This is a genomic window from Leclercia adecarboxylata (assembly GCF_035787115.1).
Taxonomy (GTDB): Bacteria; Pseudomonadota; Gammaproteobacteria; order Enterobacterales; family Enterobacteriaceae; genus Enterobacter; species Enterobacter adecarboxylatus_E.
Map to the genome: position 1 here is coordinate 343853 of NZ_JALKTL010000001.1, position 14578 is coordinate 358430.

General features: G+C 57.1%; 9 protein-coding genes. 3 read left to right on the forward strand and 6 right to left on the reverse strand.

Going from position 1 to position 14578, the window contains the following annotated elements:
• Positions 1–7: 7 nt before the first annotated feature.
• The 3 genes from MXM41_RS01680 to MXM41_RS01690 all read right to left on the reverse strand — a co-directional run bounded on the left by MXM41_RS01680 (position 8) and on the right by MXM41_RS01690 (position 2737).
• Positions 8–1069, reverse strand: coding sequence for a YncE family protein (locus MXM41_RS01680; RefSeq protein WP_325929508.1), 1062 nt, complete (start codon positions 1067–1069; stop codon positions 8–10).
• 105 nt (positions 1070–1174) lie between these two features.
• Positions 1175–2482 (reverse strand): type II toxin-antitoxin system HipA family toxin, encoded by a 1308-nt coding sequence (locus MXM41_RS01685; protein WP_325929509.1) that lies wholly within the window; start codon positions 2480–2482, stop codon positions 1175–1177.
• 3 nt (positions 2483–2485) lie between these two features.
• Positions 2486–2737, reverse strand: a complete 252-nt coding sequence (locus MXM41_RS01690) for a helix-turn-helix domain-containing protein (protein ID WP_325929510.1) — start codon at positions 2735–2737, stop codon at positions 2486–2488.
• Between the two features lie 823 nt (positions 2738–3560).
• Here MXM41_RS01690 and MXM41_RS01695 point away from each other — a divergent pair.
• The 3 genes from MXM41_RS01695 to iaaH all read left to right on the forward strand — a co-directional run bounded on the left by MXM41_RS01695 (position 3561) and on the right by iaaH (position 9623).
• The gene (locus MXM41_RS01695; protein ID WP_325929511.1) at positions 3561–7352 is read left to right on the forward strand and encodes an NAD(P)-binding protein; all 3792 of its coding nucleotides are present in this window, start codon (positions 3561–3563) and stop codon (positions 7350–7352) included.
• Positions 7353–7397: 45 nt separating this feature from the next.
• On the forward strand, positions 7398–8102 hold the full coding sequence (locus tag MXM41_RS01700) for a response regulator transcription factor (RefSeq protein ID WP_325929513.1): 705 nt from the start codon (positions 7398–7400) through the stop codon (positions 8100–8102).
• A gap of 81 nt (positions 8103–8183) precedes the next feature.
• A complete protein-coding gene (gene iaaH, locus MXM41_RS01705) occupies positions 8184–9623 on the forward strand; it encodes an indoleacetamide hydrolase (protein ID WP_325929514.1) in 1440 nt (479 codons plus the stop codon).
• A 39-nt stretch (positions 9624–9662) separates the two neighbouring features.
• Here the strand turns inward: iaaH and MXM41_RS01710 are convergent, their stop codons facing one another.
• From MXM41_RS01710 to MXM41_RS01720, 3 genes are read right to left on the reverse strand one after another with little or no spacing between them, the layout of a single operon-like run.
• A complete protein-coding gene (locus MXM41_RS01710; RefSeq protein WP_325929515.1) occupies positions 9663–10646 on the reverse strand; it encodes a cytochrome d ubiquinol oxidase subunit II in 984 nt (327 codons plus the stop codon).
• The gene (locus tag MXM41_RS01715) at positions 10639–12024 is read right to left on the reverse strand and encodes a cytochrome ubiquinol oxidase subunit I (protein ID WP_325929516.1); all 1386 of its coding nucleotides are present in this window, start codon (positions 12022–12024) and stop codon (positions 10639–10641) included. The genes MXM41_RS01710 and MXM41_RS01715 overlap by 8 nt, the downstream gene beginning before the upstream one ends.
• Positions 12021–14417 (reverse strand): membrane-bound PQQ-dependent dehydrogenase, glucose/quinate/shikimate family, encoded by a 2397-nt coding sequence (locus MXM41_RS01720; protein WP_325929517.1) that lies wholly within the window; start codon positions 14415–14417, stop codon positions 12021–12023. Before MXM41_RS01720 ends, MXM41_RS01715 begins: the two co-directional genes overlap by 4 nt.
• Between the last annotated feature and the right edge of the window lie 161 nt (positions 14418–14578).

Below are 14578 nucleotides of genomic sequence, written 5' to 3' on the forward strand. Positions count from 1 at the left end.
AGGATCCTTAGAACTGAGTTAAATCAATCTTGAGCACGTAGTCCGCCTTGTTGGCTTTCTCGTCCTGCTTAACGCTGGCATAGAGCGTGCTGGCATCGGCTGAAAGCGCCAGACTGTTTGGCATCGCCGTGGTTTTAAGGGTATGTTTCAGGCGATTGCTGGTCGCGTCGATCACGCTAATCTGGCGCGCGTTGCGATGGGTAACGTAGACCTCTTCCCGTGCGGCGTTGTACAGCACGCCAACGGAGTTTGGGGTTGGCACGCGATGGAGCAGCTTGCCCGAATCCAGCTGCACAACCAGCACATCGTTGGTGTTGGTATCAGCGATATACCCCACCCCTTTGGCGGTGTTGAGCGCGATGTTCAGGAAGTAGTGCTCCGGATCGGCGGGATCGACCTTCACGCGGCTAAGCAGCTGTGAGGTTTTGCCATCAAGCGTGATCAGTTCGCCGGTACCGGACACGACGTAGACTTTCTCGCCCGCGTCATCTACGGCAAAACCGACCGGCTCCAGTTTCTCCAGGGTCTGGGCCAGCGCCTGCTTCTGCGTATCCACCACCCAGAGTAAACCCTTACCCTTACGCCCTATCCCGGAGACATACAGGCGCTGATGCTTTTTATCCAGCACCACTTCGCGAACGTGCGCTTTCTTCTCGGGGTCTGCATTGTCGCTCAGCTGGATGGTTTTGATGGCTTTGTCGGTACGTGTATCGAGCAGCGTGACTGACCCTTCCAGAGCATTGCCCAGCCAGAGAAGATGATTTTCTTCATCCAGGGCGACGGCAAATGTGCGGCGTGCCGTCGGGATCTTCGCATCAATTTGCAGGGATTGTGCCGCCAGCTTAAAGACTAACCCGTCGGTTTTGTCTTTCTCAAATGAAGGGGCTGACGCAGCATAAAGGGTCTGCTGGCCTTTATCGTAGGCCAGCTCATACACGCCATTGCCAAGCGGCTGGACGACGAAATCCTTTTCAGTGAATGCGTTGGCGAGGGCGGTGCCAGAGTGCATCGCCAGCGAAATGGCGAGAGCACACAGGGTCTGGTTTATTACGGCAGAGGTTTTATGCATGTCATTTTTCTTTACAGTTGTTTACGCAAAGAAAAATGATAATGAAAATAACTATCATTAACAATTGTAAATGATTGTCATTAACCTACCAATTTTGGTACCGATCTACTCGAACCGCCCTATCCTCGCCGCCTGGCTTGCCAGCCCGCGGAAAATTGCCCCGCTTATCTGCTCCGGGAAATCCGCAGGGAGTTCCGCCGTGACGGTGGCGATAACCTCTTCGGTACGGCTGGCCATCTCTTTCATCAGTCTCAGGGCGATCTCCTGAGAAAACCCCGCGTGCGCGGCGGTACTGATAAAGTGACGCGGCTGGATCATGGCGAAATGGTATTGCCGGTTTTTGCCCTGTAAGGCCATGGCCATTTTCGCTTTTTTGGCCGGGATACTTCCTGCTTCAAACAGTGGAAACGCCGAAATCACATCATATAAAGGCGCCATGCGAAACGAGGAGTCCGCTTCGATAAACAGGCTGAAATTCTTCCCGTGACCGTCAATTGCGGCCAGCATCCAGAACAGGATCTGTGCTTTAAAGAACATCTCGCGATCCTGCGCCGCCAGCCGGGAACCGAGCAGTAATTTCATGGCGTCCGCAATACCCGGTCCACCGTGAGATTCATACTTCAGTGCCGGTGACACGCCCAGCGCCTGGCAAAAGTCCTCCTGCGGCAGACGCATCAACCAGCCGCTACGGGCCCACCGGCGATCGAAACGCTCAATAATCAGCACTTTTTTACGGCTAAAGGTGGCCATTTCGGCATGGGCGACCGGGAAGCCAAAGGCTTTCGCAATCCGCAAACAGAGCCATTCGTTTTCGCAGCTTTCGCTCAGGTCGATATTGTTTTGCGCTATTCTGCCGATCGGCAGTTTGAAGATATGGCTGGTTGGCGTGCTGCCCTGCGGCCGCTGCCAGCGATCCTGATACCACAACAACGCTGTTTTCTCCTGCGCCCCGGCCAGCGAAATACGAAAATCGGCCTCCTCTTCGGTCATCCCTAACGGCGCCATCTGGTACCCCTCCAGCAGAGAGGCGATCTGCTCGTCATCCAGCGGCTCGGCGACGATATCCATCACCGACGGAATGTCCAGCCCAGGCGGATAGAGCTGAATGGCGCCGACGCAGTCCCGCCCGACGCTGGCAAGCAGATCAAAGGGGTGTGTCGTCTCGACCTGAAAACGGGCCTGCATGCGGGCAATGATCGCCTCTGAGTCTGGCAACAGGTTGCTGAAAAAGTTGAAGACCTGCGTGCCGCGGATCCTGCCGTGCTGAAGCGGCAGAGACAGCGAGATGGCGCGTGCACCCGGCTCCGCCAGCCACTCAGGAGCATACTGAAAGGAGAGCCCGCCACTGCCGTCGCGGTGCAGCGTCCCCACCATGTCGCCATTCATGGCAACCGTCAGACGTTGAGCACGCATCTCTTACCACTCCTTCGTCCAGACGGTATTATCGGGAAGCGTTGAGCCTCTTTTCACGACATGCAGCTCCAGATCCAGCGCCGAGAGGATTTTGAACAAGGTTTCCAGCTTTGTGGATTCCGGCTTATTCTCGAAATCCGATACCGTGGTTTGTTTAATGCCAACCTGTTCAGCCGTCGCGGATTGCGTTAACTTATTGACCTTACGCTGATCTCGTACAGCCTGTGCCAGTGCACTGGTCGATGTTACTTTCATGCGTATCCCCTTTAGCGGATATTTTAATAAAATCCCCTACAGGGGATAAATCAAGAATAACCCCTATGGCGGTTAAATTCAATTTATCCCTTATAGGGTATAAATAAAGGCCATCTGCCCTTTCATTTTGCTAAGCGATGAGTGGAGCGCGATGCTGAGGTAAGATTATTAACAAGGAATATTGTATGTTGTAACTAATGGATTGTGGAAACACTTTCCTGGTATTACCGGACACATAAATAACTGGTGGATAATATTAGCCTCTGCCCGATAGCGACTGTTTATAAATAACCCAGCGAGTAATTAATATATTCGTGGCGGTAATACGAAAGTACCAGAAACAAACCGACGTCGTGATTTCTCATAAGCAGTGAACTAACGGAACGGGCGGCGGTTATTTAAGGAGACAGGTTAGCGGAAATAGTGTTCTGACGAAGCGTGACGTTTAAAAAAAGCGCCACCAGCAACCAATGATTTTGTTCGCCTTTTTGACAGACGAAGCCGAAACATGCTGAAAAAGCCCGCCCTGCCTCAGGATCCCCGTCTATCATAGAGAGATAAGGCAGCAATATTTTATCCACTTTATACAGGATGTAGACATAAAACGGGTGAACTCCGGGGTATTCCTTTTGCCCTATTCCGCTGTAAATGAAATATATAGTGGGGATAGCTATGGTTGAATGTTTTACAAACAGCAAGGCTCTGAGTTTTTTTAAAGTTTATTTTTCGCCGTAGGTATGGGTTATTAATGAAAAGGCCATCCAGTGTAAAACGACTGGTGATGTCTATTTAAAATAAACGATACCCCTACGGGAGCAATACTATGCCGATATTCAGGTCATTCTGGCAGGCGGGTTTCGAAGGCGCGGATTTTATCACCCGGGCGGGTAACGCCCTTTCAATGGACAACGCGACGGCTCACGACATACGACATGCCGCGGATTACCGTGCGCTTAAGCCCTTCAACATGCGCACGGTCAGGGAGAGCGTTGGCTGGCGTCTTGTTGATAAATCAGGCGGTTATGATTTCACGACGGTAGCCAAAAAAATGATCGCAGCAAGGGAGAATGGCATTCAGATTTGCTGGACGATCTGTCATTACGGCTTCCCCGACCGTATCGATTTTTTCTCAACGGAATTTGTCTCTCGCTTCGCACACCTGTGCGGCGCTCTGGCCGCGTTTTTACGTCCCTGGTATGACGAGCCTCCCGTCTACTCCCCGGTCAACGAAATCTCATTTACCACCTGGGGCATTGCGGAGGGGCTGTTTCCCATCTCCCCTCCGGCCGTTGGTGAGAGCATGCAGGTCAAACGCCAGCTGGTTCGCGCCGCAATTGCCGCCTGCGACGCCATTCGTGCGGCCGATCCCCGGGCAAGAATTTTACATTGCGACCCTCTCATTCATCTGATTTCACCCGACAGCGATCCCGACAGTGAAGCGCAAACAGAGGCGTTTCGCACCGCGCAGTTTCAGGCGTGGGACATGCTCACGGGCAGACATGAGCCTGAACTCGGCGGCCATCCGCGCTATCTGGATCTGATAGGTGCCAATTATTACCACGACAATCAGTGGATTATGGGCAACAACCAGCGCCTGCCGTGGCACCTGGGGGATCGTCGCCGACGGCGATTGCACGAGATGTTACTGGAGACCTGGGAACGTTATCACCGCCCTGTTCTGCTTGCCGAAACCAGCCATGTGGGCAGCGGGCGTGGCGCGTGGATTAACGAGGTCGCCTCAGAGGTGGCTCAGGCGCAGCTTGCAGGGGTAGCGATTGCGGGCATTTGCCTTTACCCGATTATCGATCGGCCCGACTGGGAGAACAACGCTAACTGGCATCTATCGGGCTTGTGGGAACTGACGCCCGACAAAGAGAGACAACTTAATCCCGTTTACGCCCGGGCCTTACAACAAGTGCAGACCCGGCTGACACACTTTCAACAATTGACTGGCGTCATTAAGTGCACCAGCACAGAGGTATCAGGCATGAAAAAAATCTATGTTTTTAGTCACCTGCGCTGGGATTTTGTTTTTCAGCGCCCGCAGCACCTGATGACACGTCTTGCCCAGCACTATCAGATCGTATTTATTGAAGAGCCGCTGCATTCGGTCGGTAAACCTGAACTAAAGATTTCACAGCCCGCGCCAAACGTGACCGTCATTCAACCGCATACGCCGTCAACGGAACCGGGTTTCCATGACGGTCAAATCGCCTGGCTGGAAACGCTGCTGACCGAGCTGCGCGACGAGGACGAAATCCCGGTCGTCTGGTTCTATACGCCAATGGCGCTCCCCCTGCTGAAAGTCTTTACCCCGGCCGTCGTGGTGTATGACTGCATGGATGAACTGGCCGCCTTTGAGAAAGCGCCCCGCCAGCTGCTGCAACGTGAATCGGCTCTGCTGACACGGGCGGATATTGTCTTTACCGGCGGCCCAAGCCTGTATGCGGCAAGGAAAGGACGGCATCCGAACATTCACTGTTTTGCCAGTAGCGTGGACGCGGTGCATTTTGAACAGGCGCTGGATCGGGCGAATCACCATCCGTTACAGGACGACATTCCGCACCCTCGGCTGGGGTATTACGGTGTGATTGATGAGCGGATGGATTTAACGCTTATCGCAACTCTTGCGGATGCGCATCCGGAGTGGCAAATCGTTATGGTGGGACCGGTGGTGAAGATTGACCCGTCAACCCTGCCGCAAAGAAGCAATATTCATTATCCCGGCATGCAGCCTTATCAGGCCCTGCCCCATTTTCTTGCCGGCTGGGACGTCTGCCTGATGCCGTTTGCGCTTAACGAATCCACCCGTTTTATCAGCCCGACGAAAGTGCTGGAATACATGGCCGCGCAGCTCCCGGTTGTCAGTACCGCCATTGCCGATGTCGAAAAACCCTATGGCCACGTTGTTGCCGTCGCCAGGGATCATGCCGCCTTTGTCGCCGCCTGTGAACAGGCGCTGGCGTTATCTGAGGAGGCGCGCGCATCCCAGCGGCAAATCATGCACGATATTGTGGCCAGTACCTCCTGGGATAAAACCGTGCAGAAAATGCATGAGCTTATCGATCGGGAGCTGGCCCGCCATCAGGCTCAGTCGTCCGCCGAGACAGAGACCGCCAGCGACGATCTCTCCCCGCAGACGGTATTACGGCTGATCCCGCCGACCAGAACGGGATCGGAAGCAGAACCTTGCTTGATTCTTGGTGCCGGACCAACCGGCCTGAGCGCGGCCTATCATTTTGGTGAAGGGGCAACCTTGCTGGAACGCAATGAGACGGTCGGCGGGTTATGCCGCTCCGTTCAGGATAAGGGATTTACCTTCGATTATGCGGGTCACATTATGTTTTCCGCCGATGAAGAGGTGCTGGCGCTCTATAACACCTTGCTGGGCGACAATATCCACTGGCAGATCCGCGAAGCCTGGGTCTATACCGATGGCGTGTATACCCGCTACCCCTTCCAGGGCTCGCTTTACGGTTTGCCCGCGCCGGTCATCAAAGAGTGTATTCTGGGTGCCATCGAGGCGCGATACGGTGCGGGGTCTGACGTGAAAAGCATGGCGCGAACCTGTGGCAATAGTACCGACACCCATCGCCGCCATCACCATGACTGTTGCGCCGATGGCGCGGTGCCGGACTACACCAGTACAGGCCAGCAGACGCCGCCGGAAGGCAGCTTTGAAGCCTTTATCTATGAAACCTGGGGCAAAGGCATCGCCCGTCATTTTGCCATTCCCTACAATAAAAAATTGTGGACGGTGCCGCTCTCGGAGATGGAGACCTCGTGGCTGGGCGGGCGCGTCCCCTTGCCCGACCTGGATCAGATAATCGAAGGTGCGCTGGGCGAAACCGCGAAGCCCATGGGGCCCAATGCGCGTTTCGGCTATCCCCTGAAAGGCGGTTTTCAGGCGCTGATGTCAGGCTTTGTGCCGCATATTAAGGGCCGCATTGAGACAGGTGCCGAAGTCAGCAAAATCTACGTCAATCAGCATATTGTCGTGCTCTCGGACGGCAGACAATATCGCTATGAACAGATGATCAGCACCCTGGTACTGCCGGAGCTTATCCGTCTGATGGGCGACGAAGTACCGCCGGAAATCCGCAAAGCGGCTAAAGGGCTGCGCCATGTTTCCGTTCGCTGCGTAAATCTGGGGGTTAATCGTGACGATCTGACCGATAAGCACTGGATCTACTACGCCGGCAAGACGGTATTTCACCGTATTTTTGTGCAGGGCAACGCCAGCCCGTTCTGCAGTCCGCCGGGGGCATGCGGCCTGACCTGTGAGATCAGCTATTCCCCGGATAAACCTCTGCCGGTGGACGGCCAGGCGCTGATCGACAGATGTATCCAGGAGTGCATTGAGGTCGGCATCATCTCTGAAAACGATGAGATCCTCACCAGCAATCAAATCGATATTCCTTACGCCTATGTTATCTATGACCAGCAGCGTAAAGAGAACGTAGAGGCGATCAGGAAATGGCTGTTACTGCACGGCATCACCCTGGCCGGTCGTTACAGCGAATGGGAATATTACAATTCGGACCATGCGTTTATCGCCGGAAAAGTGGCGGTGGAGAAGGTCCGGCAGTCTGCGTACCGGCACTCCGTTTCGTAGTGGTCTACACTCACGGGCACAATCACCACCCAGAGTGCGACATCAATGGAAAGTCTGTTCAATCATCACGAGCTGGAGCTGTTCTCGCAGCTCGTGTGGCAACTCGGTTCTGGCCAGGGCTCCCACGCCCTGCGCCAGCAGACTCTGGAAACTGTCTGCGCCCTGCTGCGGGCTGATTTTGCTGCGTCCTGTATCTGGTCGCCAGTCTCAAACACATCCTCCCATGGCGTCAGCTGGAACATTGATGAAAGCGCGATGCGGGAACATGCCAGTACCTGGCAGTATATCGATCCTATTACGCCGCTGCTGCGGGCGAAACAGCGCGCCACGCTGGTGGATGAGGTGATGGGCCCGCGCGAGCTAAAAAAGAGCGCCTTTTATAATGAGTTTCTGAAACCCTGCGGTATGCATCACGGAGTGAACGTCTATTTTGTCCGTGATGGCGAAGATGTGGGGGATCTGCGCATCTGGCGGGCCAAAGGCGCCCCGGCGTTCGGGCAACGGGAGATACAGCTTCTGCACTTGCTGGAGCCCTGGTTTGTCAAAGCGTTACCCGCCAGGGATAAAACGCCGCGGTTAACCCCCCGCGAGCAGGAGGTGGCGAGCCTGGTATGCAAAGGGCTGAGTGATAAAGAGGTTGCCCGGCTGCTGAACATCGGTTTTACCACCGTGCGCACGCATCTGAATCAGGCGCTCAAAAAGCTGGACTGTGCCAACCGGACGGAACTGGCCTCGCGGTTTAAGCATTAACGCCTCCTCAATCCTGAGGATGGCGCGCTATTTGCTGATTTGCCTAAATGTTCCTGACTATCACTGTCCGGAAATAGCCTGATGAAAACAATAAACGCCTCAGACCTGACACAACTGCACACCCTTACCGCCACCGACGCAGCGCAACTCATCCGGGAACAAAAGGTCTCGAGCGAACAACTCGTCCGCGCCTGTCTTACCCGCACAGAGGCCCTGCCTCATCTCAACGCCTTTATTACCCTGAATGCACAGCAGGCTCTGACGCAGGCCAAAGCCTGGGATAAACACCTCGCCGACGGCGGTGCACCGCTGCCGTTGGGCGGTGTGCCGATAGCGGTAAAAGACAATATTCACGTCGCGGGCCTGCCCAATACCGCGGGTACGCCCGCTCTGAAAGATTTTGTGCCCACCACCACCGCGCCGGTGATCCAACGGCTGATTGATGCGGGCGCCATTGTCATTGGCAAGAGTAATATGCATGAGCTGGCCTTTGGCGTAACCGGCTATAACGCGGCTTACCACACGCCGGAGGTCAAAGGGGTGCGCAATGCCTGCGATGCCAGCCGCATTGCGGGCGGTTCGTCCTCAGGGAGTGCGGTGGCCGTAGCAGCCGGTATGGTGCCGGTGGCGATAGGTACCGATACCGGCGCCTCGGTTCGCCAGCCCTGCGCCCTGAACGGCTGCGTTGGATTTCGTCCCACTACAGGCCGCTATTCCCAGACGGCGATCACCCCGATTTCCCACACCCGGGACACCGCAGGCCCGATGGCACGCAGTGTGGCCGACATCGTCCTGCTCGACAGCCTGATCGCCGGTGCGGCTGTTCTTCCAGCGAAACCCGCCCGGGAGATCCGCCTGGGGCTGGCGGACTATTTCTGGCAGGGGCTGGACGACGAGGTCAGCGAAGAGGCCCACGCCGCCCTAGCCAGATTGCGGGCCGCCGGGGTGACGCTGGTTACCGTCGATATGCCGGGACTTGAACAGGCCAATGCCGCCGTCTCGTTTCCGGTGGTGATGTATGAGGGTAAACATGATTTGCTGGCTTACCTTGAAGCGCACAATACGCAGGTGAGCCTGGAGCAGATTGTTGGGCAGATCGCCAGCCCGGACGTGCGCGCCCTCTTTGAGCATGGCATTGTTCCGGGGCTGTTCCCGGACGACAATGGCGACCCGGTTGCGCTGCAGCCGCGCTATGAACGGGCGCTAGCGCAGGGGATCCCGGACCTGCAGGCCATTTATGAACGAACGTTTCGTGAGTATCAGCTCGATGGGCTGATCTTCCCCACGTCGCCGGTGGTCGCCCCGCTGGCAGATGATGAGGTCAGTTCAGCGGAGAACTTCGCCCGCCTGATCCGCAATGTCGATCCGGGCAGTAACGCGCGCCTGCCTGGGCTGACCCTGCCGGTGGGCTATGGTGCCACCAGCCAGCTCCCGGTGGGGCTGGAGATTGACGGTCTGCCGGGCAGCGACGCCCTGATACTCGCTGTTGGCACGACGCTTGAGCAGATTCTGGCGCAGTAATGTGTCAGGCAGAGGGTATTTTTTCATGCCCTCTGCCTGCTATCGGATCTTACCGCTGAACAATCGAAATCCCCAGGTGTTGTACAGCAGCGTCAGCGGCGCCAGCAGCGCAAAACTTATCAGCAGAAAACGTTGCGTCTGTGGCGGGGCGGCCGCCTGTTGAACCGTAAGGGCTGCCGGTACAATCCACGGATAAAGGGTAAATACCAGCGCGCCAAACGCGCAGCTGACCAGCACCAGGATCGCGGCCAGCGGCAAAAAATCAGCGCGGCGCGTAAGGCCAAACCACAACAAAAGCGTTCCTGCCACCACCCCAGCGGCAAACGGCAACCAGACCCGGGGATCCTGCAGATGCAGACGCCAGGCCACCTGGAACTGCACGCTCCAGAACAGTATCCCGAACACCAGCACCAGGGTTATCGCCGTCAGCCAGGGGATCGCCCGTCGCGCCCGGACCACCAGCGCCCCGGTTCCACGCCAGAGCAGCCAGCCTTCGCCCATCAGGCAGTATGCAACCACCAGCGTCAGGGCGCAGAGTAGCGGAAACGGGCTTAACCACTCCCATCCCGTACCGGTAAACTGTTGCCCATCCGTGGGGATCGTCTGGATCAGACTACCGACAATCACCCCCTGCGCAAGCGTCGCCACCAGGGACCCCGCCACCAGCATCCCGTCGAACAGCTTTGGCGCACTGGCGCGATACTCAATCGCCATCCCGCGCACGACGAGCGCCAGCACCAGCGTAAAGACCGGCACATATAACGCGCTGAGGATAATGGCATACGCCACGGGAAACAGTCCAAAGAGACTGCCCGCCGCCAGTACCAGCCAGGTTTCATTCCCATCCCAGATGGGCAGGAGCGAAAGCACGATCTTATGCCGGGAGTCCTCGTCGCGCTGAAAGGCACACAGCATGCCGCTCCCGAGGTCCGTCCCGTCCAGCAGAACGTAGAACCACAGGCTCAGCGCCAGCGAGGCCGCCGACAATACCTGTAAGACAGGTTCGCCCATCAACTCATGCATCCTGTTCCCCTCTGCCCGTGCGGCGGGCCACATCGGGTTCCGCCCCTTCTTCTTCTGGTTCAGGTGGTCTGGCAAGCAGACGCAAAAGAAACCACATTCCCAGCCCAAACAGCAGCAGATAAAGCGTAACAATCAGAATGAACGAGCCGAGAACGATCTGCGGTCCCAGGGGAGAGAGACTCTCTGCCGTGCGCACCAGACCGTAGACGGTCCAGGGTTGCCGTCCGGCTTCAGTCACTGTCCACCCTGCCAGCATGGCAACAAAACCGGCGGGAGCCATCATCACCATCAGACGCAGAAGCCAGCGCGTCTGCCAGAGTCGGCCTCGCAACCGTACAACCAGTCCGCTCATTCCTGCCACCAGCATCAGCAGCCCGAGCGCCACCATAATGCGAAAGGCCCAGAACACCAGCGGCACCCAGGGCAGTTCATCGGCGGGATATTGATTAAGACTGTGGATCGTACCCTGCAGGTTATGGCGCAGATAAAGAGAGCCGACATCCGGAATAGCCAGCTGATAGCGATTACGGTGCAGCGACATATCGGGTAGCGCAAAGAGTCGCAGGGGTTCGCCGCGCCCTGGCGGAGGCGGGTCCCAGCTTCCTTCGATGGCGGCCAGCTTCACCGGCTGATGATCCCGGGTATTTTCCCCGTGCAGGTCCCCCAGCACGATTTGCAGCGGCGCCATAACCAGCAGCGTCCACATTGCCAGCGAGAACATGCGCCGGGCCGCCGGATGCCGGGGATCGCGCAGCAGATGCCACGCCCCGCAGGCCGCCACCAGACAGGCGGTTCCCAGTACTGCCGCCACGACCATATGCCCCATTCGCCAGGGGAAAGAGGGATTAAAAATCACCGCCCACCAGTCAACAGGAATGAAGCGGCCATCAGCCCCCGTCAGATACCCGTCCGGCGTCTGCATCCAGGAATTGGCCGCGAGGATCCAGAAGGCGCTGAACAACGAACCCAGCGCCACAATGCAGGTCGCCATGAAATGAATCCCCGGACGCACCTTGTTCATCCCGAACAGCATCACCCCCATAAAGCCGGCTTCGAGAAAGAAGGCGACCAACACTTCCATGTACAGCATCGGCCCCAGTACCGCTCCGGTCCGGCTTGCCAGCCCACTCCAGTTGGTACCGAACGAGAACTCCATCACCACCCCGGTCACCACGCCCACCGCCACATTCAGGGCAAACACCTTGCTCCAGTAGCGCCAGAGACTGAGCCACACCGTCTGTTTGCGCCACAGCCACAGCCCTTCCAGCACCATCAAAAACTGCGCCAGCCCGAGGGTAAACGCTGCCAGCACGATGTGAAAGCTGATGGTAAAGGCAAACTGACCGCGCGCCAGCAGGAGCGCTGTTTCCGGGGTCATGGCAGCGCATACGCCATCAATGAATCTCCTGAGCGGGTGCCAAGGCCGCCGTGACCGCCAGCGGCAATCACCACGTACTGCTTACCGTCCCCGGCCTGATAGGTCATTGGGGTAGCCTGCCCGCCCGCAGGAAGCCGGGCGCGCCACAGCTCTTTTCCGCTGGCCTCATCGAAGGCACGCAGATAGTCATCCGCCGTGGCGCCGGTAAAGATCAGCCCGCTCCGGGTAATGACGTTTCCGCCCATCATAAAGATGCCCGTCGGCAGCGGCACGTTGGTGTGCGTGCCGAAAATGTTCATATCCCGGGTAGTACCCGCCGGACGTTCCCAGATGATTTTTTTACTCACCAGATCGATGGCGTAGATTTTCCCCCACGGCGGCGCATTACAGGGCGCATCCAGCGCGCTGAGCCAGGGCTTAACGATAGCCGCCCACGGGGTACCGTACTGCGGCCCAACGGCGAACTCTTTCGGTTTTGGATAGGATTGTCCGCTTCCCCATCCCGTCCAGGAGGTCATTAATCCTTTCTGAATGGCTTTTTCACTTTTCATGATCTCCATGGTGAACGGGATATAGCTGGTATTGGCAATCAGCACATGGTGAAGCGGATCGACGGAGGCGCCGTACCAGTCAATCACCCCATCGAAGGCGGGATAGGCAATGGAGGTTCCCTCTGCGGGCGGCGTGAATTTGCCCTGATAGCGGTACTGACGGAACTGGATCCGGCACAGCAGCTGGTCAAACGCCGTCGCGCCCCACATGTCCGTTTCCCGCAGATCGGCAGGCGCAAGATCCGGCATACCGACCGAATCCGGCTGAACAGGCGACAGCCGCTCGCCAGGAAGTGATGGCGTTACGGGTACCGGTTTTTCGTTAACCGCGACAAGAGACTTTCCGGTGCGCCTGTCCAGCAAGAACAGTTGCCCCATTTTGGTGGTCTGCACCAGTGCCGGGGTTATCCCTCCGTTATCGTCAGGAAGATCGATAAGCGTTGGCCCGATGGGCACATCATAGTCCCAGACATCATGATGCACCGTCTGATAGTGCCAGCGCTCTTTGCCCGTGCGGATATCCAGCGCCACTATCGAGCTGGAGTAGGCCTCGTCAAAGGCGCGCCGTTTCGCACCGTAATAATCGGGGGTGGCATTACCGACAGGAATATAAACCAGCCCCAGCTGCGGATCCGCGGTATAGGTTCCCCAGCCGTTAGGCGTGCCCCGGGTATACTCTTCGCCGGGTTTCAGAGGCGCGTTGGCGGGATTACGTCCCATATCCCAGGCCCACACCAGTTTGCCGCTTCGGGTGTCATAGGCCCGCACCACGCCTGAGGGTTCACCAGTGGACTGGTTATCATAGATCCAGCCGCCAAGAATGATCCGACCGTCCATGACCATCGGCTGTGAGGTGATGAAATGGAAACCCGGCGGAACCTCGCCCAGATGGTCCGTCAGGCTGACAAATCCCTGCCTGCCAAAGCGGGTACAGGGTGTGCCCGTTTCGGCATTCAGCGCCACCAGCCGGGCATCGGCAGTGGTGGTAATAACCTTTTGCGGACAGGCAGCGTCAGTGGGATCGTCACTCCAGGCCACGCCCCGACAGGCCAGATACTCATTGGCCGAGGTATCGCTTTGCGGATCGAATGTCCACAGCGGCTTGCCGGAGGTCGCATTGAGGGCGATAACCTGACGGTGCGGCGTGCAGATATAAAGTGCATTGCCCACTTTAACCGGCGTCACCTCCACGTTGAATTCGCGACCGGCTTTATCTTCCCCTTCGCGTTTCACATCGCCGGAATCAAAGCGCCACGCCAGCTGCAGCTGGCTAACATTCTCCGGGGTAATTTGCATTAGCGGAGAAAAACGCTGCCCGTCGGCGGTACGGCCATAATATTTCCATTCATTATCGCTTCGCGACATTTGCGCCGCGTCCCTTGCCGGAAACGGCTGGTGGTGGATAAAACGGGTATCGGAGATGTGCCAGCCACCGTAAAAGATAGCGGCGATGGCAGCGAGGTAGATCCCGCCTGCGGCCATCCCTTTGTGCCTGGCTGAGGGAGTAATGGTCAGCTGGCGGATCACCCAGGGCATACTGAGCCATACCCCCAGCACCGCAACCACCAGCAGGCGGGGCATCAACTGCCAGCCGTCCAGCCCTACCTCCCACATCGCCCAGCCTGCGCAGGCCAGAAACATCAGCAGATAAAGCCAGACGCCAGTAAACCGCTGGCGAAACAGCAGTACGCCGCTGACAAAAAAACCGACACCCAGAAGGACAAAAACAAGCGTACCGCCGAGGTACGCCAGCCAGCCGCCCAGAACAATGTATGCGAGCCCCACAAGGGCAACCAGTGAGCCGGTCAATACAGCCCAAAGACGAGAGGATTTCTGCTGCATAACCCACCTGCTTTGTAAATTCACGTCAGTAAAGTTTAAGAAACCTTTGAGGTGACGCATTAAGAAAGTGGCTATAAAGTCGGCGATGCAGACATTTTGCCCGCCTCCATGGCATTGACTTCCCTCCGAATAGAACGACAATAAATATTCCCGGCGGCACA

What these genes read in the sequence shown, in the direction of transcription:
- MXM41_RS01685 (WP_325929509.1), bottom strand. Translation starts at nt 2,482, where the DNA reads ATGCGTGCTCAACGTCTGACGGTTGCCATGAATGGCGACATGGTGGGG.
- MXM41_RS01715 (WP_325929516.1), bottom strand. Translation starts at nt 12,024, where the DNA reads ATGACCCCGGAAACAGCGCTCCTGCTGGCGCGCGGTCAGTTTGCCTTT.
- iaaH (WP_325929514.1), top strand. Translation starts at nt 8,184, where the DNA reads ATGAAAACAATAAACGCCTCAGACCTGACACAACTGCACACCCTTACC.
- MXM41_RS01710 (WP_325929515.1), bottom strand. Translation starts at nt 10,646, where the DNA reads ATGCATGAGTTGATGGGCGAACCTGTCTTACAGGTATTGTCGGCGGCC.
- MXM41_RS01700 (WP_325929513.1), top strand. Translation starts at nt 7,398, where the DNA reads ATGGAAAGTCTGTTCAATCATCACGAGCTGGAGCTGTTCTCGCAGCTC.
- MXM41_RS01690 (WP_325929510.1), bottom strand. Translation starts at nt 2,737, where the DNA reads ATGAAAGTAACATCGACCAGTGCACTGGCACAGGCTGTACGAGATCAG.
- MXM41_RS01680 (WP_325929508.1), bottom strand. Translation starts at nt 1,069, where the DNA reads ATGCATAAAACCTCTGCCGTAATAAACCAGACCCTGTGTGCTCTCGCC.
- MXM41_RS01695 (WP_325929511.1), top strand. Translation starts at nt 3,561, where the DNA reads ATGCCGATATTCAGGTCATTCTGGCAGGCGGGTTTCGAAGGCGCGGAT.
- MXM41_RS01720 (WP_325929517.1), bottom strand. Translation starts at nt 14,417, where the DNA reads ATGCAGCAGAAATCCTCTCGTCTTTGGGCTGTATTGACCGGCTCACTG.